We start from the raw sequence: 24073 nt of genomic DNA on the forward strand, positions 1-24073 counted from the left end.
TGAGGGCGGGATTAATACCCGACCTTTTCCAACTCCGCTTCAAACTCCGGCAGGGCTTTGAATAAATCAGCGACCAGGCCGTAATCGGCGACCTGGAAAATCGGGGCGTCTTCGTCCTTATTGATTGCGACGATAATTTTGGAATCCTTCATCCCGGCCAGATGCTGGATCGCGCCGGAAATACCGACGGCGATGTAAAGCTCTGGCGCAACGGATTTCCCGGTCTGGCCCACTTGCCAGTCATTGGGCACAAAGCCCGCATCGACGGCGGCGCGGGAGGCGCCCATGGCGGCGCTGAGTTTGTCGGCAATGCCTTCAATCAGTTCGAAGTTTTCGCCACTGCCCATACCGCGTCCGCCGGAAATCACGACTTTTGCAGCTGTCAATTCAGGACGGTCGGATTTTGACAATTGTTCGCCGACAAATTCGGATTTGAAATCACCTGAAGGCTGCGGGCCGTCTTTGGTTTCGGCAGAACCGCCTTCGCCAGCGGCGTTAAACGCCGTGGTCCGCACGGTAATTACTTTTTTCGCATCAGACGACTGAACGGTCGACATGGCGTTACCCGCATAAATAGGACGCACAAATGTATCTGCGCTCTCAACGCCGGTGATGGAGCTGATTTGCTGAACGTCCAATTTGGCGGCAACACGCGGCATATAATTTTTATGCGTCGTTGTATCGGGCGCAAGAACCGCGTCGTAATTATCCATCAAGGGCACAAGGACAGTCTGCATGGATTCGGCCAGCTGACGCTCAAGCGTATCATGATCGACACCAAGGACAGCGCGGACGCCGTCAATTTTCGCCGCGGCGGCGACAACGTCTTTAATGCCTTTGCCGGCCACGAGGATATCAATGTCTCCGCCGATTTGAGCGGCGGCCGTAACGGTTTTATGAGTAGCGTCTTTCAAAGACACATTGTCATGTTCTGCAACAACAAGAATAGCCATTAGATTACACCTGCTTCGTTTTTGAGTTTATCGACCAGTTGAGCGGCGTCCTCGACCTTAATGCCGGCTTCGCGTTTGGGCGGCTCGGTTACCTTCAACGTCTTGAGACGTGGGGCCGTATCGACACCGAAATCTTCGGGTGTTTTGGCGTCAATCGGTTTTTTCTTGGCCTTCATGATATTGGGCAGGGACGCATAACGCGGCTCGTTTAGACGTAGATCGGTCGTGACAATCGCCGGCATTTGCAATTTTACAGTCTGCAGGCCGCCATCGACTTCTTTGATGACATTGATGGCGTCGCCGTCCTGTTCAATGGAATTGGCCGCGGAGCCAATAGGCCAGTCTAGCAATGCAGCGAGCATGCCGCCCGTTGTGCCGAAATCATTATCAATCGCCTGTTTACCCAGGATGATGAAATCAGCTTCCTCGGTTTCCGCAACAGATTTGAGGATTTTCGCAATGGCGAGAGGTTCCAGATCTTCATCCGTCTGAATGTGAATGCCGCGATCCATCCCCATGGCGAGCGCTGTGCGGATGGTTTCCTGCGCCTTTGCCGGGCCGATAGAGACCACAATGGTTTCTGTGGCGGTGCCGGCTTCCTGCATTTGAACAGCCTGTTCGACGGAAATTTCGTCAAACGGGTTCATGCTCATTTTGACATTGGCAAGGTCAACGCCGGTCTGGTCAGGTTTGACCCGGGCTTTGACGTTATAGTCAAGCACGCGCTTGACGGGGACGAGGACTTTCATGAAATACTCCGAAGGTTTTGACCTGAATTCTTTTATCAACCGCAATCAGGGCGGCCGAACTAGCACTTATATGTGCTAGACAAGCCCTATTTTCAAGATGTGCTTTGCTTGCGATTTCGCATAGCGGCAATATATCCGCGTTTGGGGGAAAGTGGGGAAGGGAATATGAGCTGAGCATCGTCCACGCTTTCGGTCCCGCTCGCCATCTCTACATCCGAACGCGGCACCGCGAAACGGGGTTAGTGAGGATGTAGCCGACTTTTCAATTCCTTAGTCACACCGACGCAGGCGAAGCCTGCCCGGTGCAAGTGCCTTATGCTTGGCGTCTTGACCCGTAGAAGACGTTTTTCGCTGAACCGGCAAGGCACTTATACCGGGCGACCTGAGGGTCGCGTCGGTATGACATGGGACAGAGGTTCGCTCTCCTATTATTCCTGTCATTCCGGGGCGCGCAGCGAACCCGGAAGGTCGAGAGGTTGCGGGCTAACTCATCGGAGGCATACAACCTCTCGGCCTTCCGCATCTGCGCCCTTCGGGCTTGTGCGGAATGACAGAAAAAATTGATTTGTGCATTGCCCAAGCCTTTCGTCCCACTGCCCATCTCGGGGTCAGTCTTTGCGTTCGTCCTTGAATAAAGTGGACGGCCCGCGGGGTCGGTATCCTTGCCGGAGACCGAATTTGGTAATGTTTCGCAAGGACCAAGCCCCGCGGCAGCGGTTTTATCGCAGCGGCCTTGTAGCGATCCTCCTGTGTTGGAGGTCGTCCGCAGTCTAGGCGATCGGCCTGCATCCTTCAAAGAAGTCACAGGGTGGAACGCCAGAGCGTCAGGCACGCGCATTGACAGACCCGGCACACACCTCTCAGTCACGAAAGGTCGCTCAGTCCCGCCGTCTCGTACTCCAGAAGGTGACGTCTTCCTGTCCATGAGCAAAAGAACAATGTTGAATATAAGGGTAAATGGGGAAGAGGGGATCGGTCTCTTGGAATTTTTTGTAAGGGATTGAGAGGGTTGGAGTTTTTGGCAAGATAAGTGTGGATTATCTTCCCCCGTTTACGGGGGAAGTCCCGCAAAGCGGGGATGGGGGGAGCGTATTACGCTGGCGTCTGTTTTGCGCGGCTCCCCCCTCCGAGCCGCATGCGCGGCCCACCTCCCCCGTAAACGGAGGAGGGTAAACCCCGTGAACAGGAGGAGCGGGATTACTTCCGACGCCAGATCGTGCCGTCTGGGCCGTCTTCCTATATAATGCCGCGCGCCTGGTTATTCCTCCGGCGGCGTGACACTCGCGGAGAAACCGATATCCTCCGGGCTTAGATTGTTTTCGCGGGCCTCGGCCAAGGTCTTAACAGAAAGCGGCTCTGGCGGATTGACGGACACGGTTAGAGTGCCGCCATTGTCGATAAACTGCGTTGCGGCGGTACCGAATTGCGCAATGACTTCGCTTTCCAGATCGGATTTACCCATAAAGGTGGCCGCCATAATCGCGAGTTTCAATTGTTTCTTCAGATTGCCTTCTGATTGACCGGACATTTCACTGGCGAGTTTCAGGCCGCGCTCGACAATGGATTTATCTTCCAGGCTCAGTTTCATTGTGCGGAGTTTGACAGGTTCGAAAGCATTGAGAGTTTCTTCGAGGGTTGGAGGGGTCACCTCTTCGGCGTCTGCACTTTCCCGCTCCTGCTCTAATTTCGCCTTTTCGACCATGGCAGAGAGCCCTTCCGCCTCATAGGTATAATTTAATCGGAAACCCTCTTCCATGTCGATCAGCCCGTCTCTGAGAGTGATCGTATCTTCATTTTCATTCAGAACCTGCGTTTGGGAACTCCGCAGAACGATTTCGTCAAAGCCGAGACGCTTCAGAGCGTCATATCCTTGCGCGGCCTGAGGGTTTTCAGGTTGCGATAAAAAGGAAAACCGGAACGGTTTACTCACCTGGGTAATCGTGGTCACGCCGCCCGCTTCGCTCGCTTTGCCTTCAAAGCCCTCAAAAGCGGCCTTGATAAAATCATTGGTAAAGCTGCCTTCTCCGATGACGACCGAGTCATAGGGTTTGGCATAGAGGTTCATTTGCCCGAGAAGTTGCCCCAAACCCAAATTGGCATCTTTTGGAGACACATCCTGATAAGCATTCATATTCAGGCCCCGGGCCGACCCGCCCTCGAAAACCAGCTTTGATGTCTTTTCATTCTGGCCTTTCAGAGTGAAATCGACTTTGCCGATCTTTGCGTCCGCCAGGCGTTGGTCTTCATTAACGCCCCAGATTATATGGTCTATTGTGCCATTGGCCTCGTCTCCGCGGACCGTAATGTCATTCAGGGAAATAGCGCCAAAACTGACCTTTTCATCTTCTTCAATTTCAACTTCCAGATCATCAAGTCCTTCGCGGCTTTGCAGAGCCTCGATAATGGCTTGCGCCATTTTCGGGCTGGGCCGGGCCACGCTCATGGCATCTATATCAAGATTGACGTCTTCGCCGGTGATGACAACGTTCTGGAAATTCGCACGGTCAAAACTCGGCTCGCCTTCGACCATATGTATGCCGAATAATTCGGCTTTACCGATCGTCAGCCGGCTGTCTTCGGCTTTTGAGACAAGATCTGTATAGACGTAATTCCCGTTTTGGCCTTTTCGGCTGTCCCAGCTCATAACGCCCTGGCTGTCAAGATTGAGCGCTTTCAAGGCCTGATTGGCCTCGGCATCAGGCACATCGCGTTCTGCAACGTCAAAATAGGGCGCAAAGACTTTTTCGTCCGGCGTGGAAAGGCCCAAAGGCGGCGCTTCTGCAGAAATTTGTGCGCTCTCCCCCTTGTCCTTTGGCGAACACGCCCCCAAAACTAAGCTGGTAGAGGCGAGCGTTATTGCTACTGTACCAAGAAGGGATTTTCGTAAAGTCGTCATGGGTCGTGTCCATTCACATTTAGGGTCAGCGGGTCAAAAAGCCCGACAATGGCTGTCTGGTAGCACGCCGGACACGCCGTCAAAAGATTCTTTTCCCTTACGGGATAGTCATGATCCTCGCATTCTCTATGTGCTGAGCGACAGAGCCCGGCGCATATCCTTGAAGGTCAAGACATCCGAACGCGAAGTCCACGTGGTTGTTCCGGGGGCCCGTCATTTCAAGGCGGCGCAGAAATTTGCGCGCCAGCAGGCCGATTGGATAAATGTGCAGCTTGAAACCCTGCCCCCGCCTCAGCCTTTCGCGCCCGGAGAGAACATTCTCTATCGCGGCGTGCCATACCGCCTGATCAAACCCGAAGGACGCGGCCGCGCCAAAGTCGATAACGCCCTTCGCAAGATTATTGTGCCTTCCCCTGACCTTGAGAGTTTTCCCGGACGGGTTCGGCGCTTTCTCATCCGTGAGGCCCGGGAAGAATTAGAGGCGGCAAGTCACCATTACGCTGAAAAACTCGGTATGAGGGTCGGTAAGGTCAGTGTGCGGGATACCTCTTCGCGCTGGGGCTCCTGTATCACCCGGAAAGGCGAAGGTCATATCAGCTATAGCTGGCGGCTGATCTGCGCGCCGGCTTATGTTCTGGATTATGTCGCCGCCCATGAATGCGCGCATATGGTCGAGGCCAATCACTCCCAGGCCTTTTGGGATGTGTGTGACTCTATTAATGAGGATGTAAAAAAATCCAAAAAATGGCTCAATAAAAACGGCGCGCATCTTCACGCCGTGGGCGCGGATTTTTAAAGACGTCAGCCTGACAGTTAGATCAGCGCGGCAATAGCCAGCAGCACGCTGACAATCGACGCCGACATAAAATTGGAGAGGTTCCCGGCGAGAACTGTTTTCAGTCCAAGCTTGGAAATCTCTGATTTACGTTCCGGCACGAGGGCGGAAAGCCCGGCGAGAAGAATAGCCAGCCCGCTAAAATTCGCAAATCCGCACAAGGCCATAGTTATGGCAATCTGTCCCTGATTGGAAAAACTGCTGATTTTCGGCGCAAAACTCGCATAGGCCAGAAACTCATTCAGGATAACTTTCTGTCCGAGATAAATCCCGGCTTCGCGGCATTCTTCCCACGGCACGCCGATGATAAAGGCAAGGGGCTGAAAAATCCAACTAAACAGACCCTCAAGAGAGAGGTCGTCGGCTCCGAACCACCCTCCGATACCGCCCAATATACCGTTTAAAAGTGCAATCACGGCCAGAAAGGCAATCAATACCGCGATCACGCTCAACATGATTTGTAGGCCCGTCAGCGCCCCATTCGTAGCGGCTTCAACGAAGCTGCCGGCTTTGCGTGTATCTACCTTTTCGGCGTCTTCCTTGGTGATATCAAACGGCATTTCTGTTTCGGGCACGAGCATGCGTCCCATCAACAGCCCTCCCGGGGCGGACATGAACGCCGCCGTGATCAAGAGGTCACTGCGGATCCCCAAGGCGGCATAGGCAAATAAAACCGTGCCCGCGACACTGGACAGGCCAAGAGCCATCATCACGAAAAGCTGAGAGCGTGTAATTTTTTTCAAATAGGGCGCAATTGTCAACGGCGCTTCGGCCATGCCGACAAACACATTGGCGGCCGCGCAAATGGACTCCAATCGGGAGGTTCCGGTTAAAAATCGTAACGCCCCGCCCAGATATTTAATAATGATATCCATAATCCGGAAATAGAACAGCAGACTCATGAGCGCCCCGATGAAAATTATGACGGGCAGAACCTGAAAGGCCAAAACCATACCATTTGCCGGATCGGCAATCGGGCCGAACATGAAGCTGATACCGTCCTGTGCATAAGAGAGCATTTTCTGAACCCCGCGGCTCACCGCGGATAACACGCCCACACCGATCGGGGTGAACAGAGCAAACAGGGCAATCGCGGTCTGCAAGAGCAGAAGCCGCCCCACTTCCAGGGCTTTGATGGATTTCCGGCTTTCGGAAAAAAGAAATGCAATGCCGAGTAAAACGACAATACCAATTAAACCTGTCATGCTTGGCTCCCAGCCGGAACGCCTGACCCCCAGCCGTTACACCTGGCTTACTACATGTTTAATTCGGTTTTCCAAGCGGCCTCTCGCCTTTGTGATAATGTCCCAAATCTCTTCGATGCCTGTGGCGCTTTGACGGTCGGGATCCGTAATCACCGGATTGACGATCAGGCTCAGGGCCAGAACCCGAAGCCCCAGATAACGGGCCATGATGACTTCGGGAACCGTCGACATACCCACCATATCCGCCCCCATCTGGCGAAGCATCCGCCCTTCGGCCGGGGTTTCAAATTGCGGCCCGCCGAGACAGGCATATATCCCTCTCTGCAATCTTCCTCCCGGAGCCTTGCCAACCAAATTCAACAAATCCGCATCATAAGCGCGGCTCAGATCGACAAAACGGTTTCGACCGTTTTCTTCCCCCCGGCCTGTAAGGGGGCTTTGCCCCATAAGTCCGGGAAAGAATATATGATCCGAGATTGAAATAATTTCGCCCGCCTCAAAATCAGGATTCAGAGAGCCGGATACATTGGTCAAAATGATAGTTTTGACGCCCATCGCCGCCAATAATTCGACGGGCCGCGTCACGTCGGCCGGGGAATGACCCTCATAAAGGTGAAAGCGTCCCTGGAATGCGGCGACCGTCTTTCCGCTCCAGTCTCCGATATGCAAAACGCCTTTATGAGACGGGGCTGTCGCCCTCGGAAAGCCTTCAATCTCTGAATAGGGGATTTGAACCCCGGCAATTTGCTTCGCCATATCGCCGAGACCGGAGCCGAGAACAAGGCCGACTTCCGGGACGGCTTCCGTTATTCCGGAAATGTGCTTGCGCGCCTTTTCAAGCTGCTGAGTCAATTGCATCAAGCGTCTCCCTGACCGGTGCGCCTATTCCCCTCGCTGGATAATTAAGCCGTCTACGGCTTCGAATTCCACCGCATCGACGCAATCCTCACCTTCGGTTTTACAGGTCAGATTGGGGGCCGTAATCACGCTTAGTTCTTCGCATTTGCGGGCCGGAAACAGAAGCCGCGCCGTGTTTGTTTCACCCGGCGCCACGGCCTGGGCAAACATGTTTCCGCTATCCTCCTGTCCGGAGCCTGTAACGGAAAATGACATCATGGACACTGTGGCCTCGGACTCCGTTCCGTTTGTAATCGTAATCGGCAAAATACAGGTATTGGGCTCGTCAACTTTCGGCAGAGAAGACACAACGATCCGGCCATCCGTCGCTGGCAAGGCGTCCTCTTCCATTTGGGATTGCGAAACAGGTGTTTCTTCATCCCCGGTTTGATCGGATGGATTATCCCCGCACGCCGAGAGAGCCGAAACAGACAGAGCCGCAGCCAGAGCGAAGAGGGAAACATTTTTGTAAAACATAAAAATCCTGAATGTTTAAATGGGAACGCCTTCTCTTTCGCAAAATTTCCGGGCCGTTTCCCGAAGCGAAGAGAGCCGCGTATTGATATTGAGGTGAGGTTCGAGTTCAGCGCGCAATTTCCCGGCGTCCAAAGCCAGAATTGCGGATTTCACCGGGCCAATGCCTGTTACGGGCATGGAGAGGGTTTCATAGCCCAAAGCAACCAAGCAGACGGCTTCCAATGGGCGGCCCGCAATTTCGCCGCAAACACTGACGGGCGTGTCGTTCATTTTACACCCGACCGAGATAAATTTAAGGATTGAGAGCGCAGCCGGATGAAGCGGATCGTACCTGTCTGAAACGCGTGTATTATCGCGGTCAGCGGCAAAGAAAAACTGCATCAGGTCATTCGCCCCGACACTGACAAAATCCGCATGATCGCAAACAGCGTTGACCTGCCACGCCAATGACGGCGTCTCCAACATGACCCCGATCTCGATTTTTTGAGGCAGTTCCTGCGCCAGGTTTTTCGCCCGCTCTATCTCTCGATTTAAAAGAGCGCGGGCCTCTATCATTTCGTCCACCGTGGTTACCATAGGAAACATCACGCGCAGATTTTTTCCGGCCCCGGCCGCGACCAAAGCGCGGAGTTGATATCGCATCAATCCAGGGCGATCCAGGGCGATGCGAATTGAGCGCCACCCCATGGCCGGGTTTTCCTCCGGAACTGGATCCATATAAGGCAGGATTTTATCTGACCCTAAATCCAGCGTGCGGAACGTTACGGGGCGATCCCCTGCCGCCTCCAGCGCTTGTCGATAGAGCTGTGTCTGCTCTTTGAGTTTCGGCATGAAATCACTGACCATAAATTGGAATTCGGTGCGGAAAAGACCGATCCCATCTGCCCCGGCGATATCTAACTGAGGAAGATCCACCAAGAGCCCGGCATTCAACTGCAAGGAAATATTCAATCCATCCTTGGTTTTTGCCGGTTTCAACCGGAGCGCATTATAGGCCCGGGCCATTTCGCCCCGAACTGTCTGGCGCAACTCGAAGCCGGAAATTTGGGATTCCAATGGCCGAATGTGGACAACGCCGGTTTCGCCGTCCACCAGAACGTCATCCCCCGTTTCAATCAGATCCAGCACGCCTTCCGCTCGTCCCACCAGAGGAATACCCAAAGCCCGGCAGATAATAGAGGTATGAGAGCTTGCTGACCCTTCCTCCAAAACGATTGCGCGTAATTTATCCCGATCATAATCCAGCAATTCAGCCGGGCCAATTTCGCGCGCAAAAATGATGGCGTCGTCTGAAATATTTTTATTCCCGGGCATCAAAGCTTCGCCGGACAGGGCGCGTAAAAGGCGGTTGGCCAAATCTTCGAGATCATGCAGCCTTGCCCGCAAATAGGCATCGCGGGATTTCATCAGCCGCGCTCTATGCTCATTCCGAACGCGTTCAACCGCCGCTTCAGCGGTTAATCCGGAATGCACAGCTTCGCGCAGGCGCCCGACCCATTTTCTGTCATAGGCAAACATGCGGTAAGTTTCGTAAATCTCTTTGGACGCTCTGGAGATTCCGGCCGCTTCCCCGGAGACCATTGCGTCCACTGAGGCGCGAAGTTTCTTAATGCCCACTTCCAGCCGTGTTTCCTCGGCGGCTATATTCTCCGACAATAGATTGGCAGGCGGTACAGGGGGAAGATGAAGATAGGCATGACCCTGCGCCAAACCGTCCGCAAAGGCCTTGCCTTTGAGCGTTTCAGGTTTTGTGGCCGCAAGGGTAATCCCCTTCAAGGCGGCCTTTTTCCCGCCGATGCGTTCGTCATCGACAATGATCTCGCCGATCACCATGGCCACCGTCAAAAGGTCTTCAACTTCCTCTTCATTGAAACTCCGGGCATCTTCGGACTGCACGACCAAGACGCCGAGGACGCGGCTACCGCGCAAAATAGGCACGCCCAGAAATGACCGGAACGGATCTTCGGCGGTTTCGGGCCTGTAGGAAAAGAGCGGATGGCTTGGCGCATCCGCCAGGTTGAGCGGACGAGCGGTCAGACTCACATGTCCGACAAGGCCTTCGCCCGGTTTCAAACGGGTTTTGTGAACCGCGGATTTCTTGAGGCCTTCCGTCGCCGATAATTCCAGCTCATCGCCTTTGCGCAGAAGATAAACCGAGGCCACTTTGACCTGCATGGCGGCGGATATCGCTGTGACGAAAGCATCCAGACGCCCTTGAACCGACTCGGTACCCGCCATCGCCTCGCGAATGGCCCGCATGAGCTTTGGCGGGGTCGTTTTTATGTTCGGCTCGATACTCACACCCCGTCTATAGCAAATGAAACATGGAATACCCTAATCGAAATTATGAATTCCGGTTAATCAGAGCCAATAAATATTCCTGATCGGATTATTCCGCCTCCTGCGGAACAATAATAAGGCGCCGGGCCGGGATATCCACTTTCGGAGTCGCGGCCTTGGTAAAGGGGTGGAAAAAGCTGGGAGCAGCCTTTTTTGTTTTCTTGTCCGGATGCGGGGCAATTTCGAGCATGTCTCCCGCTCCGAATTCGTGAACCCCTATGACCGTGCCAATACGTTTGCCGTCATTCGACTTTACGTCAAGCCCCACCAGATCAGAATAGTAGAAATCATCCTCTTCCGGGCTTGGAAGTTCGGATCGGGGCACAAAAAGCTTAGTCGATTTCAAGGCGTCCGCCGCTTCGGGCGTCGTAATTTCAGGCGCTGAAACCGCTATAAAATTCTTGAGCCTGCGGTGCGTTTTGGGAGTTAGAACAACCTTTCCACCCTCATCCATAAGAGGGCCATAGCTCACGCAATTTTCAGGAGCCTCGGTAAAGGATTTGAGTTTGACCTCTCCTTTGACGCCAAAAGCTCCGGCAATAGCGGCTACGCATATAAGTGAATCTGTCGGAAGCTTTGTCATCGATTAATTTTGTCTCTTTATTGACGCCTGAGAATCCGTTGCCTAGCCTGACTTCATGATAAAGTATATCCGAACTCTCTTATTGGTTTTAACAGGTGCAGGACTGGCTACGCCCTCGATAGGGAGCGCGCAATCGGTAGACAGTCCTTATGAAAAAGAGGCCATCGCCACAAAACGTGTTCCGCCGGTCATGCCGTTTAATGCGGAAACAAGTGGATATTGCTGCATGATTTTTGATGTTAGTAAGAGTGGAATTCCTGAAAATATCAAAGCGTCTTATTGTACGGATGCGGTCTTTACCGAGGCTTCAAAAGAGGCCGTTTCCAACTGGAGCTTTAGCCCGGCTGAGAAGAACGGAAAACCTGTAAAACAATGGAATGCTGATACTATGATGAGCTTTCACCTGACGAATCGTTTTGGTGTCATGGTTCCAAGCTCCACAGGTTATCTATCTATCAGACAAGACCGGAAATTAACGCCCCCGCCTCAGAATGACAGGAAAGCCTATTCCGAGTGGATTGACCAGACTTATGTAACAGAACAGCCCTGCGGCGATTTATTAAGCTAGAAAGTCTCTACCCCTTGGTCACCTTACCGTAGATCAGCAAAAGTATGATGGAACCAACCACCGCGCCGATAAAGCCTGCGGTTTCTCCGACTTCATAAATCCCGAGCTGGCCGCCCAGATAGGTGGCCAGGAGCGCTCCGAGTACGCCGACAACCGTGGTCATGATAAGTCCGCCAGGGCGTGTTTTTCCAGGAATAAGGAAGCGCGCGACGACGCCTGCTAGAAATCCGATAATAATTGTCCCAAAAAACCCCATAACACTCTCCTTATTTTATGAGGGCATTATGGGGTGATTTTTCAGGCCTGTCTATCGGCTGATAAATTTAACTGTTTACGTTTAAACAGCCTTTTTGAGGGCGTCTACCAGATCCGTTTTCTCCCAAGAGAAATGACCTTCTTCCGTCGGGATTCGTCCAAAATGGCCATAAGCGGTCGTCGGCGCATAGATGGCCTGATTAAGATTCAGATGTGAGCGAATGCCGCGCGGCGTCAAAGACATTAGCTTCGGCAGAACTTCTTCCAGACGCTCGGCAAGAGCAGCGTGTTTTCCATCAAGTTCAACATAAATGGAGGTCGGCTCTGACACACCAATCGCATAGGAAAGCTGAATATTGGCCCAATCCACAAGACCGGAAGCCACCACGTTTTTCGCCAGATAACGGGCGGCATAGGCCGCCGAGCGGTCCACTTTCGTCGGATCTTTTCCAGAGAAAGCGCCGCCGCCATGGGGCGCCATGCCGCCATAAGTATCAACGATAATTTTCCGGCCTGTGAGTCCCGCATCGCCGTCAGGTCCGCCAATTACAAATTTCCCGGTCGGGTTGATATGGAAAATCGTCTTATCCGTAATCCAGCCTTCCGGCATGACTTCACGGATATAAGGCATGACAATATCGGATATATCCGCAGAGGTCAGGCCGTCTTTATGCTGGGTCGACAGCACAATAGCCGAGGCGCCGACAGGTTTGCCGTTTTCATATTTCACGGAAACCTGGGATTTCGCGTCAGGCTCCAAGCCGGGCTCCTTGCCGGAATGACGGACTTCGGAGAGGCGTTCCAGAATTTTGTGGCTGTAATGCACCGGAGCCGGCATCAACGCTTCCGGCACTTCATTGGAGGCATAGCCAAACATAATGCCTTGATCCCCTGCGCCTTCCTCAGTGTGAAGCCCCGTGCCTTCATCCACGCCAGCCGCAATATCGACGGATTGGGCATGGAGCAGGACTTCGACATCCGCATGGGCATGGTGAAAGCCGGGTTGCTCATAGCCGATATCTTTGATGGCGGCGCGGGCCACGGCTTCAACATCGTCTTTGGAAACATCCATGCCGCGGGTCTCTCCGGCAATGACGACCTTATTCGTGGTCGTCAGCGTCTCGGCCGCCACACGTACTTCCCAAGGGGACATGCCGGCGGCAACGGATTTACGAAAATAGAGGTCAACGATTTCGTCTGAAATACGATCCGCCACTTTATCGGGGTGACCTTCGGAAACGGATTCGGATGTGAAGTGATAAGTTTTACGGGCCATTTTGGGCACCTTTCAGATTTTAAGGCTCTTCGCTTTTTATTATTATTAAGAGGCTTTTGGATGGAAGCTTGGTTTAAAAGAGTAAAACGGGGCGTTGCCGCCCCGTATTTTATTAGAAGTCTATTTCCTAGTAACGGTAATGTTCCGGCTTGTAAGGACCGTCTTTGGAGACGCCGATATAGTCGGCTTGCTCTTTCGACATTTCCGTGAGTTTCACGCCGATTTTTTCAAGGTGAAGACGGGCGACTTTTTCATCGAGATGCTTTGGCAGCATATAGACTTTGTTTTCATATTTGCGGGTGGAGGCTTTGGAGTCTTCCCACAATTCCATTTGCGCCAGAACCTGGTTCGTAAACGAAGCGGACATCACGAATGAGGGATGACCTGTGGCATTGCCAAGATTAAGCAAACGACCCTGTGACAAGAGGATCATACGATTTCCCTTAGGGAAAGTAATCATATCGACCTGATCCTTGATATTGGTCCATTGCATGTTCTTGAGAGCGGCCACTTGAATCTCGTTATCGAAATGGCCGATATTACCGACAATGGCCATGTCTTTCATTTCGCGCATATGCTCGAGACGAATAACGTCTTTATTCCCTGTGGTCGTAACAAAAATGTCCGCCGTCGAAAGCGTATCTTCGAGTGTCGTGACCTCAAACCCGTCCATAGCCGCTTGAAGCGCACAAATCGGGTCAACTTCGGTGACTTTCACGCGCGCGCCCGCCCCGCGCAGAGAGGCGGCAGAGCCTTTACCGACATCACCATAGCCAAGAACTACAGCCGTTTTACCCGCCATCATCGTATCCGTCGCGCGGCGAATGCCGTCCACGAGAGACTCTTTACAGCCATATTTATTATCGAATTTGGATTTGGTGACGGAGTCATTCACGTTAATTGCCGGGAAAGGCAGACGACCTTCACGCTGCAATTCGTAAAGGCGGTGAACGCCTGTGGTGGTTTCTTCGGACACGCCCACAATCTGATCGCGCATTTTTGTGAACCAGCCCGGGCTGGCGTCCAGACGCTTCTTGATCTGAGCAAACACGGCCGCTTCTTCCTCGGAGCCGGGCTCGCCTTCGATCAGGTTTGTTTCCCCGGCTTCGACGCGAGCGCCCATGATAATATAGAGCGTAGCGTCGCCGCCATCATCCAGGATGATATTCGGGCCGTCTTCGAACAGGAAGGATTTATCAAGATAGTCCCAATGCTCTTCCAGTGTCTGGCCTTTGATCGCAAAGACAGGAACGCCCGAGGCAGCAATTGCGGCGGCAGCATGGTCCTGTGTTGAATAAATATTACAAGACGCCCAGCGCACTTCCGCGCCGAGCGCTGTGAGCGTTTCAATCAAGACAGCCGTCTGGATTGTCATATGCAGTGAGCCCACAATGCGGGCGCCTTTCAGAGGCTTTTCTTCCCCAAATTCCTCCCGCAGGGACATGAGGCCCGGCATTTCGGTTTCCGCGATGTCCAGTTCTTTACGGCCATATTCCGCCAGACTGATGTCTTTAACGATGTAATCGGACTTGCTCATATCAATATCGCCTCTTGGGCGCCTCTTTGAAAAAGATAAATATTTGTGGTGCCAATAGTCTGAATGCGCCTCAGCGTCAACAGCATATAACGTTTTCTTTATATCACATTGCAACCCGGACAGGTCTTGAAATTCACCCATGACAGACACCGCCGCAGCCCCTATAGACAGGCGTCAAATGTAGAGCGGTCCGATTCCAAAATTTTCTATCATCATCGTGAATTACAATGCGGGAGAGTGGCTGGCGCGCTGCCTTGCCTCTGTCGCGGCGCAAACGGTAACTGATTTTGAATGTTTTATCGTCGATAACAACTCAGAAGACGGATCCTTTACCTCCCTGCCCGAATTGGATGAACGGTTTATCCTTCTACCCCAAAACGAAAATACGGGATTTGCCAAGGGCAATAATATCGCCGCTCGACAGGCCAATGGAGAGTGGCTGGCGCTGCTGAACCCGGATGCGTTTGCGCGGCCTGACTGGCTCCAAAAGATAGGCGAAACTATTTCGGCTTATCCAAAGGCCACGATGATCGGCAGCACGCAATATATGGCGTTGGAGCCCGATTTATTTGACGGTCTGGGGGATGAGTATCACGCTTTTGGTCTGGCCTGGCGTTCAGGTTTCAATCACCCCGTTACGCCCGTTCAAGACCGAGAAGCGTTTGGGCCTTGCGGGGCCGGAGCGGTTTATCACCGGGACACATATATGCGCTTAGGCGGCTTTGACGAAAACTTCTTCTGTTATCATGAAGATGTCGATCTCGCCTTCCGCATGAGGCTTGACGGCGGATATTGTGTGCAAAGCGCCGGAGCTAAAATTGACCATATCAGCAGCGGCATTTCGGGGCGAAGTTCTGAATTTGCGGTCTATCATGGCACCCGTAACCGCATCTGGACCTTCATGAAAAATATGCCCCTGCCCTTACTTTTATGTCTCGGACCGGCGCATATTATCACCAATTTCGGCGTTCTCATCTGGTCAATATTTCGACCCGGGCGGTTGGGGCCCACATTTCGCGGCATGAAAGACGGATTTTTCAATCGCCCTAAACCCGAACATCCCACCGCCCGGATGAAAATCAGCAAGTTGAAACTTTTACGAAGTTTCGGATGGTCGCCGTTAAAAGTCTTGAAACGCGCCACGGTAAAGACGAAAACCGCCGAAAGATAAGTCCCCTTCACGGAGCGCTCCTCATGACTCGAACACCACGGCCTTCAATCGCCTCCAATACAATCGAGTTTGAAACGCAGCTTCTCGTCAAACCGACGGGGTTTCGGGAATATGACGCCCGCTGGTGGTTTGGCCTGCCGTCCGAAGAAAAGCCGTCGGAATTAAATCTTTACGGCGTTCAGGCGCTGGGCGAAGGGCTCGGCACGCTGATGCATGAACGCGGAGTCGATCCGAAAATTGCGGTGGGACATGATTTTCGCCATTATTCCCTCGGCATTAAACAGGCGCTCATGCTCGGCCTCGTCAATGCAGGCATTGAGGTTCTGGACATTGGACTCGCTTTGTCGCCTATGGCCTATTTTGCCCAGTTTCATTTAGACGCCGCCGGGGTCGCTATGGTCACGGCCAGCCATAATAAAAATGGATGGACCGGCGTAAAAATGGGAATTGAAGCCCCGTTGACCTTCGGCCCCGATGAAATGTCTCGCCTGAAAGACATCGTTTTAAATGCCGAGTCCAAAGTGCGGGCGGGCGGCTCTTACAAATATGTCGACGGCGTCAGAGACGCCTATATCAAAGACCTGACCAAAGACATTAAGCTTAAAAACAAAATCAAGGTTGTTGCCGCTTGCGGAAACGGAACGGCCGGCGCGTTTGCCGAGGAGGTTCTGACGGCCATTGGCGCCGAGGTCGTGTCCGTGGAATGCGAGCTTGATTACACCTTTCCGAATTACAATCCGAATCCGGAAGATATGAAAATGCTCCACGCTATGGCAGACGCCGTAAAGGCGAATAGCGCGGATGTCGGCCTCGGCTTTGACGGCGACGGCGACCGCTGCGGCGTTGTCGATAATGAAGGCGAGGAGATTTTTGCCGACAAGGTCGGCGTCATGCTCGCGCGGGACTTGTCCGCAATCCACAAAGACGCCCAATTTGTTGTCGATGTAAAATCCACCGGGCTCTACAATACCGACCCCGTTCTGATGAAGAACGGGGCAAAAACGGATTATTACAAGACCGGTCATTCCTATATTAAGCGCAGAGTCCACGACTTAAACGCTTTGGTCGGATTTGAGAAATCAGGTCATTATTTCTTTAACGCTCCGATTGGGCGCGGCTATGATGATGGTCTGGTCAGCGCCATTGCCATTTTGCAAATGCTGGACCGCAATCCGGAAAAATCCATGGCGGACCTTCGCCGCGCCCTCCCCATGACCTGGGGCAGCCCCACCATGTCGCCTTATTGTGCCGATGAAGAAAAATATGGCGTGGTCGAAAAAATTATTGCCGAAGCCCAGAAAGATGCAGAAGCCGGAAAGACAATTCTGGGTCAGAAAATCGTCGATGTGAATACGGTCAATGGCGTCCGCCTCACACTGGAAGACGGAACGTGGGGCCTCATGCGGGCAAGCTCCAACACGCCTAATCTGGTTGTGGTTGTCGAAAGCCCGACCTCGAAGGAAAACATGATGGGCATGTTCCGCGAAATTGAGCGCCGCCTTGCAAATCACCCGGAAATCGGCGAGTTTGATCAGAAGATATGAGAGAAACCAGTCAGACAATTCATAGATGGGGACGCGAAACCTTTGGCGAGGCGCGTTCCGTCAGAACCTATGCTCTACGCGCCAGAGAGGAGCTTGAGGAATTGATTGAGGCCATTGAAAAAGATGAGTCCTCAGAGTCGATTCTGGCGGAAGCGGCGGACGTCACTATTTTACTGCACCGGCTCGCCGCGTCATTGAATAGTGATCTTTCTGATGCCGTGGATCAGAAAATGGGGATGAACCGTCGCCGGACTTGGACTAAATCCGGGGATGGTGTGGGTCAGCACAAAGCCGAATGACAGCTTTCGGCCACTCCTTTCAATTCCGACTGATAGGAAATTTTATTTGTTTCTGTCCTGTCGTTTTCAAACCCCTATAGTTCTCTTATGACAAAACCCTTCACCCAACTGCCTTCTCGGCGCGGCATATTAGGCGGGCTGGCCGGCGGCTCCTTAGCGGCTTGCTCCGACGCTAAAAGAACGCCTTTTACGGCGCGGAGCGACACCCGCACGGGGCGCTTTGCTCACGGCATAGCCTCGGGCGATCCGTTCACCACTTCCGTTATACTCTGGACCCGTCTCACGCCTGAGGAAGACGGCGATATAACGGTTAAATGGGAGGTATCAGAAACGGAAGATTTCAATTCCATTGTTTCAAAGGGCGACATCAAAACCGGCATCGTCAAAGATTATACCGTCAAAGTCGAAGCGAATGGCCTGAAACCCGGACAATGGTATTATTATCGTTTCCGGGTCAATGACACAATTTCCCCTCTCGGACGCACGAGAACCTTACCGGATGGCCCGACAGCAGACGCCCGTTTTGCCGTCGTCTCCTGCGCCAACTGGCAACATGGCTATTTTAATGTTTACGATCACATTGCACGCGAGGCCAAACAAGACCCATTCGACGCACTGATACATCTGGGAGATTATTATTACGAATATGCCGCCGATGCCTCCCCGCGCCTGGCAGATCGAGTCCACGATCCGAAAACCGAAATCATTGCCTTGGCAGACTATCGCCGACGTCACGCGCAATATCGCTCTGACCCCAATCTCCAGGACGCCACCGCGCAAATGCCCCTCATTGCCGTTTGGGATGATCACGAAAGTTCCAATGATAGCTGGAAAGGCGGAGCAGAGAATCACAATGAGGGAGAGGGGTCCTGGGCGGCCCGAAAAGACGCCTCGCTTCGCGCTTATTATGAGTGGATGCCTCTGCGGGAGCCGAAATTCGGGAAATCGCGGGCAGATATTTACCGCGCCTTTGAATGGGGAGACCTCGCCAGCCTCGTCTGTGTCGAAACCCGTCTGACAGCACGCGCCGAGCAAATCATTGTCGAAGAATATATTGATGACATCACCGCCCCTGGCGGCGCCGATAAATTCAAGAAAGACAAACTCTATGATCCCAGCCGGGAAATGTTCGGACAGGATCAACAGGACTTTATCGTCGACACCCTGAAAACATCCAAGCAAGCCGGTAAACCGTGGCGACTGCTCCTGAATCAGGTGATTATGGGTCGTTTGCTGACACCGGATTTTACGCCTTATATTGATGAAACCGCTTTGGTTAAAATTGAAAAAGACTGGGCCGGGGTTCGTGCCTTTCTAACCCTGTCCAAATATTCCCTGCCCGTCTATCCTGATAGTTGGGACGGCTATCCTGTCGCGCGGCAAAATTTCTATGACGCCTTGTCCGAGGCCGACGTAAATGATTTGGTTGTGCTGACCGGAGACGCGCACGAATTCTGGGTTAACGAACTGACCTCGGAAAAAGATGATAACAAGGTCGGAGTTGAACTCGTGACATCCTCCGTTTCGTCTCAAACCTTGCTCGCCTATCTCGGCGACGCCACGGCGGACCATAATCTTCTCCTGACACAGTCAAATGCCGATGTCCGCTATTACAACGCTTTGGTGAGCGGATATATTGATTTGCGCCTGAGCGAAAAGAAAATTAAGACCCGTATGATGGGTGTTTCCACGGTGTTAAGCCGCGATTATGAGGCGTTTGAAGCCGCGGCATTTACCTTACGAAAAAGCGGCGAGACAGTAAAAGTGGGCTCTCCCAAGGGGCTGAACCTCAAACAAAGAGCTTTGTTTCACGGATTAGGGTGATGCTGCTCGCTCCGGCGGGCGTAAAATTCCCGCTTTATATCCTCAGAGGTTTGCCGTGACCCGTCATGGGAGTAACCCGGCGGGCCGAAAATATAGCCAAGTCTCTGGCGAAGAGTCAGGTCTTTCCCCGCTGCGTCCTTGAAGACATTCCCCCATTCGGCAAAGGCTATTTTCGCCGGATTGAATGTCTCAATCGGTTTCACTACGCCGTAAGCGATTTTAACGTCGTCCTGTTCTCCAACAAATGTGCCAAACAACTTATCCCAGATAATAAAAATTCCGGCATAATTCATATCCAGATATTGAGGATTCGTCCCGTGATGGACGCGGTGATGACTTGGCGTATTGAAAACCGCCTCGAACCAGTTCGGCATTTTATCCACGGCTTCAGTGTGGATCCAGAATTGATAAATCAAGTTCAGACCCGCGACAAACCCGATCAATAAGGGATGAAATCCGAGTAAAACCAAAGGCACGGACAGTAAAATATGCCCTGTAAAATGATTATTCCAGGGCTGACGAAGAGCGGTGGTCAAATTGTAATGTTCCGAGCTGTGATGCACAACATGCGCCGTCCAAAACCAACGCACCCGGTGAGCAATTCGGTGTTTCCAGTAATAGACAAAGTCCTGTGCAATCAGAGCCAGTATTATGATCGGAAGGCTGTGCCCCAGATCAAACAGCCGAAATCTCCACGCCAGAAGAAGAACCCCCAGACTGATAAATCCAAAGAGCAAATCCGTCGCCAGATTACCGATCCCCATGGTCATGGACGCAAAGGCATCGCGCGTTTCATACCGCCCGGCCCATTTTTTCCGGTGAACAAAGAGCCATTCGAGAGCGACGCATATGACAAAGAGAGGCGCGGCCCACGCCAATATCATCGGAAAACTTAGCTCGGCCTCTGTCATGACCCTTTATGCGGCTTTTGCTCGAAAAAAGTCAAAATGGCGCTATGACGCAGGGGGTCGAATCCCTATAGACGGTACGATGCCCAGTTAGGAAAGCCGAAAGGAAAGAGCGCATGCGTGTAGTAATGGTAGGCACCGGATATGTCGGACTGGTTTCAGGCGTGTGTTTCGCCGATTTTGGCCACGACGTTGTCTGTGTAGATAAAGACCCCAAGAAGATCGAAACGCTCAATCAGGGCGGCATCCCGATCTTTGAACCCGGTCTTGATGTGCTCGTTGCCAAGAATGTACGGGCCAAGCGCCTGTCTTTCACAACTGACTTGTCCGAGGCCATGCAAGGGGCGGATGCCGTTTTCATCGGGGTCGGAACGCCGTCCCGACGGGGCGATGGCCATGCGGATCTGTCTTATGTCTATGCCGCCGCCGAAGAAATTGCCCAGAATATTGCCGCCAGCGATTCGAAGTTCACCGTGGTTGTCACCAAATCCACGGTTCCCGTCGGAACAGGTGACGAGGTTGAGGCGATTTTATCAAAACATCTGGAGCCGTCGCGCTTTGCCGTCGCGTCCAACCCTGAATTCTTGCGCGAAGGCGCTGCCATTAATGATTTCAAACGGCCTGACCGCGTTGTTGTGGGGACAGAAAATGAGCGCGCCAAAGCCGTTATGCAGTCGCTCTACCGTCCCCTCTTTATCAACCAGACGCCGATTCTCTTTACCAGTCGCCGGACATCCGAACTGATTAAATATGCGGGCAATGCATTTTTGGCGACGAAGATCACTTTCATAAATCAGATGGCGGATTTATGCGAAGCGGTTGGCGCTAATGTTCAGGAAGTCGCGCGCGGCATTGGCCTTGATAATCGCATCGGGCCCAAATTCCTGCATGCCGGTCCGGGATATGGCGGGTCATGTTTTCCTAAGGATACGCTGGCGCTCACGCAAACCGCTTCCGAGGCCGGAACGCCGGTGACAATTGTGCAGGCTGTGATTGACGCCAATGAAGACCGCAAATCCAGAATGGCGGATAAAGTCATCAAAACAATGGGCGGGGAGGTCTCTGGCAAAACGATTGCTGTGCTCGGCCTAGCCTTTAAACCGAATACGGATGATATGCGGGACGCTCCGTCTCTGACAATTCTACCCCGTCTCCAAGAGGCAGGAGCAACTATCCGGGCTTATGACCCTGAAGCCATGAAAGAGGCCCGGCACCTTCTCTCTGATGTGACTTATACAGACGGGCCATATGAGGCGATAGACGGCGCGGACGCCCTGGTCATTATAACTGAATGGGACGAGTTTCGGGCGCTGGATTTGCACCGGATTAAAACTCTGCTTAAAACACCTATTATTATAGACCTTCGGAATATTTATCGTCCGGAAACAATGAAAGAGCAGGGCTTTACCTATGCCAATATCGGCCGGCCCGTTTAGACCTTAGGAATGCCGATTATGAAGCCCGTCAAAATTGCCGTTCTGCCCGTCGCCGGTTTCGGGACCCGTGTTCTGCCGGCGACAAAAACTATTCCCAAGGAAATGCTTCCCGTCGTGGATCGTCCGGCACTTCAATATGTCGTCGACGAAGCATTAGAAGCCGGAATTGAGCATTTTGTCTTTATTACGGGTCGCCAGAAAAGTGCGATTGAGGATTATTTCGACAGCGCTTACGAACTTGAAGACGCGCTACAGCGCAAGAAAAAAACGACCATTTTTGATGAGCTGAAATCCATGCAGCCCCGCGCAGGGTCAATGAGTTTCGTCCGTCAGCAGGCCGCCAAGGGCCTTGGCCACGCCGTTTGGTGCGCGCGCGATATTGTTGGCGACCAACCCTTTGCCGTCTTGCTCCCGGACGTATTGGTTCAGTCCAAGCGGAGCTGTCTGGCGCAGATGATGGACGCCTATCAGGATGTCGGCGGGAATATTATCGCGGTGGACGCCGTGCCGGAAGACAAGGTGTCAAGTTACGGCGTTATCAAACCAAAAGCGGGCGAAGATTACCGCGACAAGCGGCTTATCCAGATGGACGGCATGGTAGAAAAGCCCGCTCAAAAAGACGCACCCTCCAATCTTAAAATTACTGGGCGTTATATTCTCCAGCCCGAATTGATGAAGCTTTTGAAAGATCAGGAAGCTGGCGCCGGCGGTGAAATTCAGCTCACAGACGCGATGGCGCGGCTGATGGAAGACCAGAGTTTCCACGCTTTTGTCTATGATGGTCAGGATTATGATTGCGGCAGCAAAATCGGGTATCTCGAAGCCGTCATGGCTTATGCGAAAATTCATCCCGATATCGGGGAAGAGGCGAAAGCCCTGATAAAGCGCATGGCCGGAGAAGGCAGTTAGGCTCGGTTAAATTTTACACTCAGCCCTATAAAACTACTTGTCAAAACCTCAAAACAGGAATCTAATATTATCCTGAACAAAAGCCGCGCGAGGTCGGGATAAGCGAAACTCTCGCCCAGACTAACGACCTTGCCCTAAGCGCCTTTTGTCTCCGGAGATTTTATACAATGATGCTTATCCGTAGCTTTGTCGCGCCAAGCGGCATTGAGGGTGTTGGGGTATTTGCTGCTGAAAACATCAAAAAAGGCGATGTTATCTGGAAACTCGACACGAAATTTGATCGATTAGTCAGTCCAAAGCAAATGAAAGACTTCCCGCCTCATATGCAGGAATTCATGACCCGATATGCTTATCCCTTACATAACGAGCCTGATACGCTTGTTCTGGAAGCGGATAATGGTCGGTTCATGAACCATTCGCACAATCCGAACTCCGACTTCAAAGAAATTGTTATCGGCTATGCAACCCGGGACATTTCAGAAGGCGAGGAAATTCTCTGCGATTATTCGGAATTTGACCCCTCTCATGAACTTTTACCTTCCTTGCAGCCGATATTGGCGAAGAAAGAGAAAGAAACCGCTTAAAATTCGGCGCCGCCTTTAAATTGAGGCGGCGTTTTTAATTGATTCTGATTTAACGGAGATAATCATGTTGGAAGATTTTCCTGCTCCCGACTATACCCCAATTCTAAATTCAATCGCCCGCTGTGATGATCCGGTAAAACTCAATAATTTCATCCAGAATGCCGCGCGTAAGAATGTAGATGTCGTCAAAGGGGCGGCCATTCGTAAATTTGCGTCTATTGTGCCGGATCATATTCCGGGCTCTCTGGCTTATGATTTCTGGTCAATGGTCAATGCTTATGAAGCCGTTCAATCCGAGTTGCGCCGCACACGTATTCGATTGGACAAAACGCGTGCCCGGGCGGAAGAAGAAGGCATTGAAGCGGTTTTAACCCATTGGGTTTTGACCAACCGTCAGCCTCATATCACGGAACGCTTGATTGCCTATAACATGATGGATCTAACGGCTGATGCGGTTTTGCTCCGCCATAAGTCTAATTTCCCGGCAAAAGCACGAAGAGCCGCAACCGAAAGAATTGAGGCCTTATAAATTAAGCAGGCCCTAGCCTTGCAATTACGACGCTGAATTTTTTATAGTCTTTAAAACCTTCATTAGGTCAGAGAGCAAACGTCTATTTGTGACATTTCCAGTCTAATCTTCATTTTACTCAATATCTGCGATCAATTGAAATTTTTCAAAGCTATATTGATGTTTGATACGTATGCTAATTACATTCACCATTAACTCTTGTTTATCTTGAGGGGTGAAAACTTGTCATATTGCGAGTATTAGCTGTAATGTGAACTTCTTCACTTACTTGCTGAAACCAGATTAAATCGAGACTTAA

The 24073-nt window shown here is 52.2% G+C and carries 22 protein-coding genes; 10 read left to right on the forward strand and 12 right to left on the reverse strand.

The features are described 5' to 3' along the window. Positions 1–11: 11 nt before the first annotated feature. From ACN0IC_RS07990 to ACN0IC_RS08000, 3 genes are all read right to left on the reverse strand, one after another. Positions 12–953, reverse strand: a complete 942-nt coding sequence (locus tag ACN0IC_RS07990) for an electron transfer flavoprotein subunit alpha/FixB family protein (RefSeq protein WP_416878245.1) — start codon at positions 951–953, stop codon at positions 12–14. After that, on the reverse strand, positions 953–1702 hold the full coding sequence (locus ACN0IC_RS07995; RefSeq protein WP_416878246.1) for an electron transfer flavoprotein subunit beta/FixA family protein: 750 nt from the start codon (positions 1700–1702) through the stop codon (positions 953–955). Before ACN0IC_RS07995 ends, ACN0IC_RS07990 begins: the two co-directional genes overlap by 1 nt. A 1258-nt stretch (positions 1703–2960) precedes the next feature. Then, positions 2961–4598 carry a hypothetical protein gene (locus tag ACN0IC_RS08000; RefSeq protein WP_416878247.1) on the reverse strand — a complete coding sequence of 546 codons (1638 nt, stop codon included), beginning with the start codon at positions 4596–4598 and terminating at the stop codon, positions 2961–2963. On the opposite strand from ACN0IC_RS08000, the gene ACN0IC_RS08005 reads away from it, so the two are divergent. Next, a complete protein-coding gene (locus tag ACN0IC_RS08005; RefSeq protein WP_416878248.1) occupies positions 4597–5394 on the forward strand; it encodes a M48 family metallopeptidase in 798 nt (265 codons plus the stop codon). The two genes, ACN0IC_RS08000 and ACN0IC_RS08005, sit on opposite strands and share 2 nt — an antisense overlap. A 17-nt stretch (positions 5395–5411) precedes the next feature. On the opposite strand, the gene ACN0IC_RS08010 is transcribed toward ACN0IC_RS08005, so the two are convergent. The 5 genes from ACN0IC_RS08010 to rimM all read right to left on the reverse strand — a co-directional run bounded on the left by ACN0IC_RS08010 (position 5412) and on the right by rimM (position 10935). Then, a complete protein-coding gene (locus ACN0IC_RS08010) occupies positions 5412–6638 on the reverse strand; it encodes a NupC/NupG family nucleoside CNT transporter (RefSeq protein ID WP_416878249.1) in 1227 nt (408 codons plus the stop codon). Between the two features lie 36 nt (positions 6639–6674). Continuing rightward, positions 6675–7496: a purine-nucleoside phosphorylase gene (locus tag ACN0IC_RS08015; RefSeq protein WP_416878250.1), complete on the reverse strand. Its 822-nt coding sequence runs from the start codon at positions 7494–7496 to the stop codon at positions 6675–6677. Positions 7497–7520: 24 nt separating this feature from the next. Further along, a complete protein-coding gene (locus ACN0IC_RS08020) occupies positions 7521–8012 on the reverse strand; it encodes a hypothetical protein (RefSeq protein WP_416878251.1) in 492 nt (163 codons plus the stop codon). A 15-nt stretch (positions 8013–8027) separates the two neighbouring features. Continuing rightward, entirely contained in the window at positions 8028–10313 is a 2286-nt protein-coding gene (gene ptsP / locus ACN0IC_RS08025) for a phosphoenolpyruvate--protein phosphotransferase (RefSeq protein WP_416878252.1), read from the reverse strand. A gap of 88 nt (positions 10314–10401) precedes the next feature. Further along, on the reverse strand, positions 10402–10935 hold the full coding sequence (rimM, locus tag ACN0IC_RS08030) for a ribosome maturation factor RimM (RefSeq protein ID WP_416878253.1): 534 nt from the start codon (positions 10933–10935) through the stop codon (positions 10402–10404). Positions 10936–10990: 55 nt separating this feature from the next. Between rimM and ACN0IC_RS08035 the strand changes: the two genes are divergently transcribed. Next, positions 10991–11503 (forward strand): energy transducer TonB, encoded by a 513-nt coding sequence (locus ACN0IC_RS08035; protein WP_416878254.1) that lies wholly within the window; start codon positions 10991–10993, stop codon positions 11501–11503. Between the two features lie 7 nt (positions 11504–11510). Here the strand turns inward: ACN0IC_RS08035 and ACN0IC_RS08040 are convergent, their stop codons facing one another. From ACN0IC_RS08040 to ahcY, 3 genes are all read right to left on the reverse strand, one after another. After that, positions 11511–11759, reverse strand: a complete 249-nt coding sequence (locus tag ACN0IC_RS08040; RefSeq protein ID WP_416878255.1) for a GlsB/YeaQ/YmgE family stress response membrane protein — start codon at positions 11757–11759, stop codon at positions 11511–11513. A gap of 81 nt (positions 11760–11840) precedes the next feature. Further along, positions 11841–13034, reverse strand: coding sequence for a methionine adenosyltransferase (gene metK / locus ACN0IC_RS08045; RefSeq protein ID WP_416878256.1), 1194 nt, complete (start codon positions 13032–13034; stop codon positions 11841–11843). A gap of 127 nt (positions 13035–13161) precedes the next feature. Continuing rightward, entirely contained in the window at positions 13162–14571 is a 1410-nt protein-coding gene (ahcY, locus tag ACN0IC_RS08050; protein ID WP_416878257.1) for an adenosylhomocysteinase, read from the reverse strand. Between the two features lie 208 nt (positions 14572–14779). Between ahcY and ACN0IC_RS08055 the strand changes: the two genes are divergently transcribed. From ACN0IC_RS08055 to ACN0IC_RS08070, 4 genes are all read left to right on the forward strand, one after another. Beyond that, positions 14780–15742, forward strand: coding sequence for a glycosyltransferase family 2 protein (locus tag ACN0IC_RS08055; RefSeq protein ID WP_416878274.1), 963 nt, complete (start codon positions 14780–14782; stop codon positions 15740–15742). 23 nt (positions 15743–15765) lie between these two features. Continuing rightward, complete coding sequence (locus tag ACN0IC_RS08060; RefSeq protein WP_416878258.1) at positions 15766–17286, forward strand: phosphomannomutase/phosphoglucomutase; 1521 nt, start codon at positions 15766–15768, stop codon at positions 17284–17286. Beyond that, entirely contained in the window at positions 17283–17585 is a 303-nt protein-coding gene (locus ACN0IC_RS08065; RefSeq protein ID WP_416878259.1) for a nucleotide pyrophosphohydrolase, read from the forward strand. Before ACN0IC_RS08060 ends, ACN0IC_RS08065 begins: the two co-directional genes overlap by 4 nt. Before the next feature lie 87 nt (positions 17586–17672). Then, a complete protein-coding gene (locus ACN0IC_RS08070) occupies positions 17673–19409 on the forward strand; it encodes an alkaline phosphatase D family protein (RefSeq protein WP_416878260.1) in 1737 nt (578 codons plus the stop codon). Here the strand turns inward: ACN0IC_RS08070 and ACN0IC_RS08075 are convergent. After that, positions 19394–20320 (reverse strand): sterol desaturase family protein, encoded by a 927-nt coding sequence (locus ACN0IC_RS08075; RefSeq protein WP_416878261.1) that lies wholly within the window; start codon positions 20318–20320, stop codon positions 19394–19396. The two genes, ACN0IC_RS08070 and ACN0IC_RS08075, sit on opposite strands and share 16 nt — an antisense overlap. 113 nt (positions 20321–20433) lie before the next feature. On the opposite strand from ACN0IC_RS08075, the gene ACN0IC_RS08080 reads away from it, so the two are divergent. The 4 genes from ACN0IC_RS08080 (at position 20434) to ACN0IC_RS08095 (ending at position 23775) form a co-directional block, all read left to right on the forward strand. Further along, on the forward strand, positions 20434–21753 hold the full coding sequence (locus tag ACN0IC_RS08080) for a UDP-glucose dehydrogenase family protein (RefSeq protein ID WP_416878262.1): 1320 nt from the start codon (positions 20434–20436) through the stop codon (positions 21751–21753). Between the two features lie 18 nt (positions 21754–21771). Next, on the forward strand, positions 21772–22662 hold the full coding sequence (gene galU, locus ACN0IC_RS08085; protein ID WP_416878275.1) for a UTP--glucose-1-phosphate uridylyltransferase GalU: 891 nt from the start codon (positions 21772–21774) through the stop codon (positions 22660–22662). 167 nt (positions 22663–22829) lie between these two features. Beyond that, entirely contained in the window at positions 22830–23246 is a 417-nt protein-coding gene (locus ACN0IC_RS08090; protein ID WP_416878263.1) for an SET domain-containing protein, read from the forward strand. Between the two features lie 64 nt (positions 23247–23310). Beyond that, positions 23311–23775: a hypothetical protein gene (locus ACN0IC_RS08095; RefSeq protein WP_416878264.1), complete on the forward strand. Its 465-nt coding sequence runs from the start codon at positions 23311–23313 to the stop codon at positions 23773–23775. Positions 23776–24073 lie beyond the last annotated feature (298 nt).

The sequence above is a fragment of the Litorimonas sp. genome (genome assembly GCA_029936425.1).
Classification (GTDB): domain Bacteria; phylum Pseudomonadota; class Alphaproteobacteria; order Caulobacterales; family Maricaulaceae; genus Litorimonas.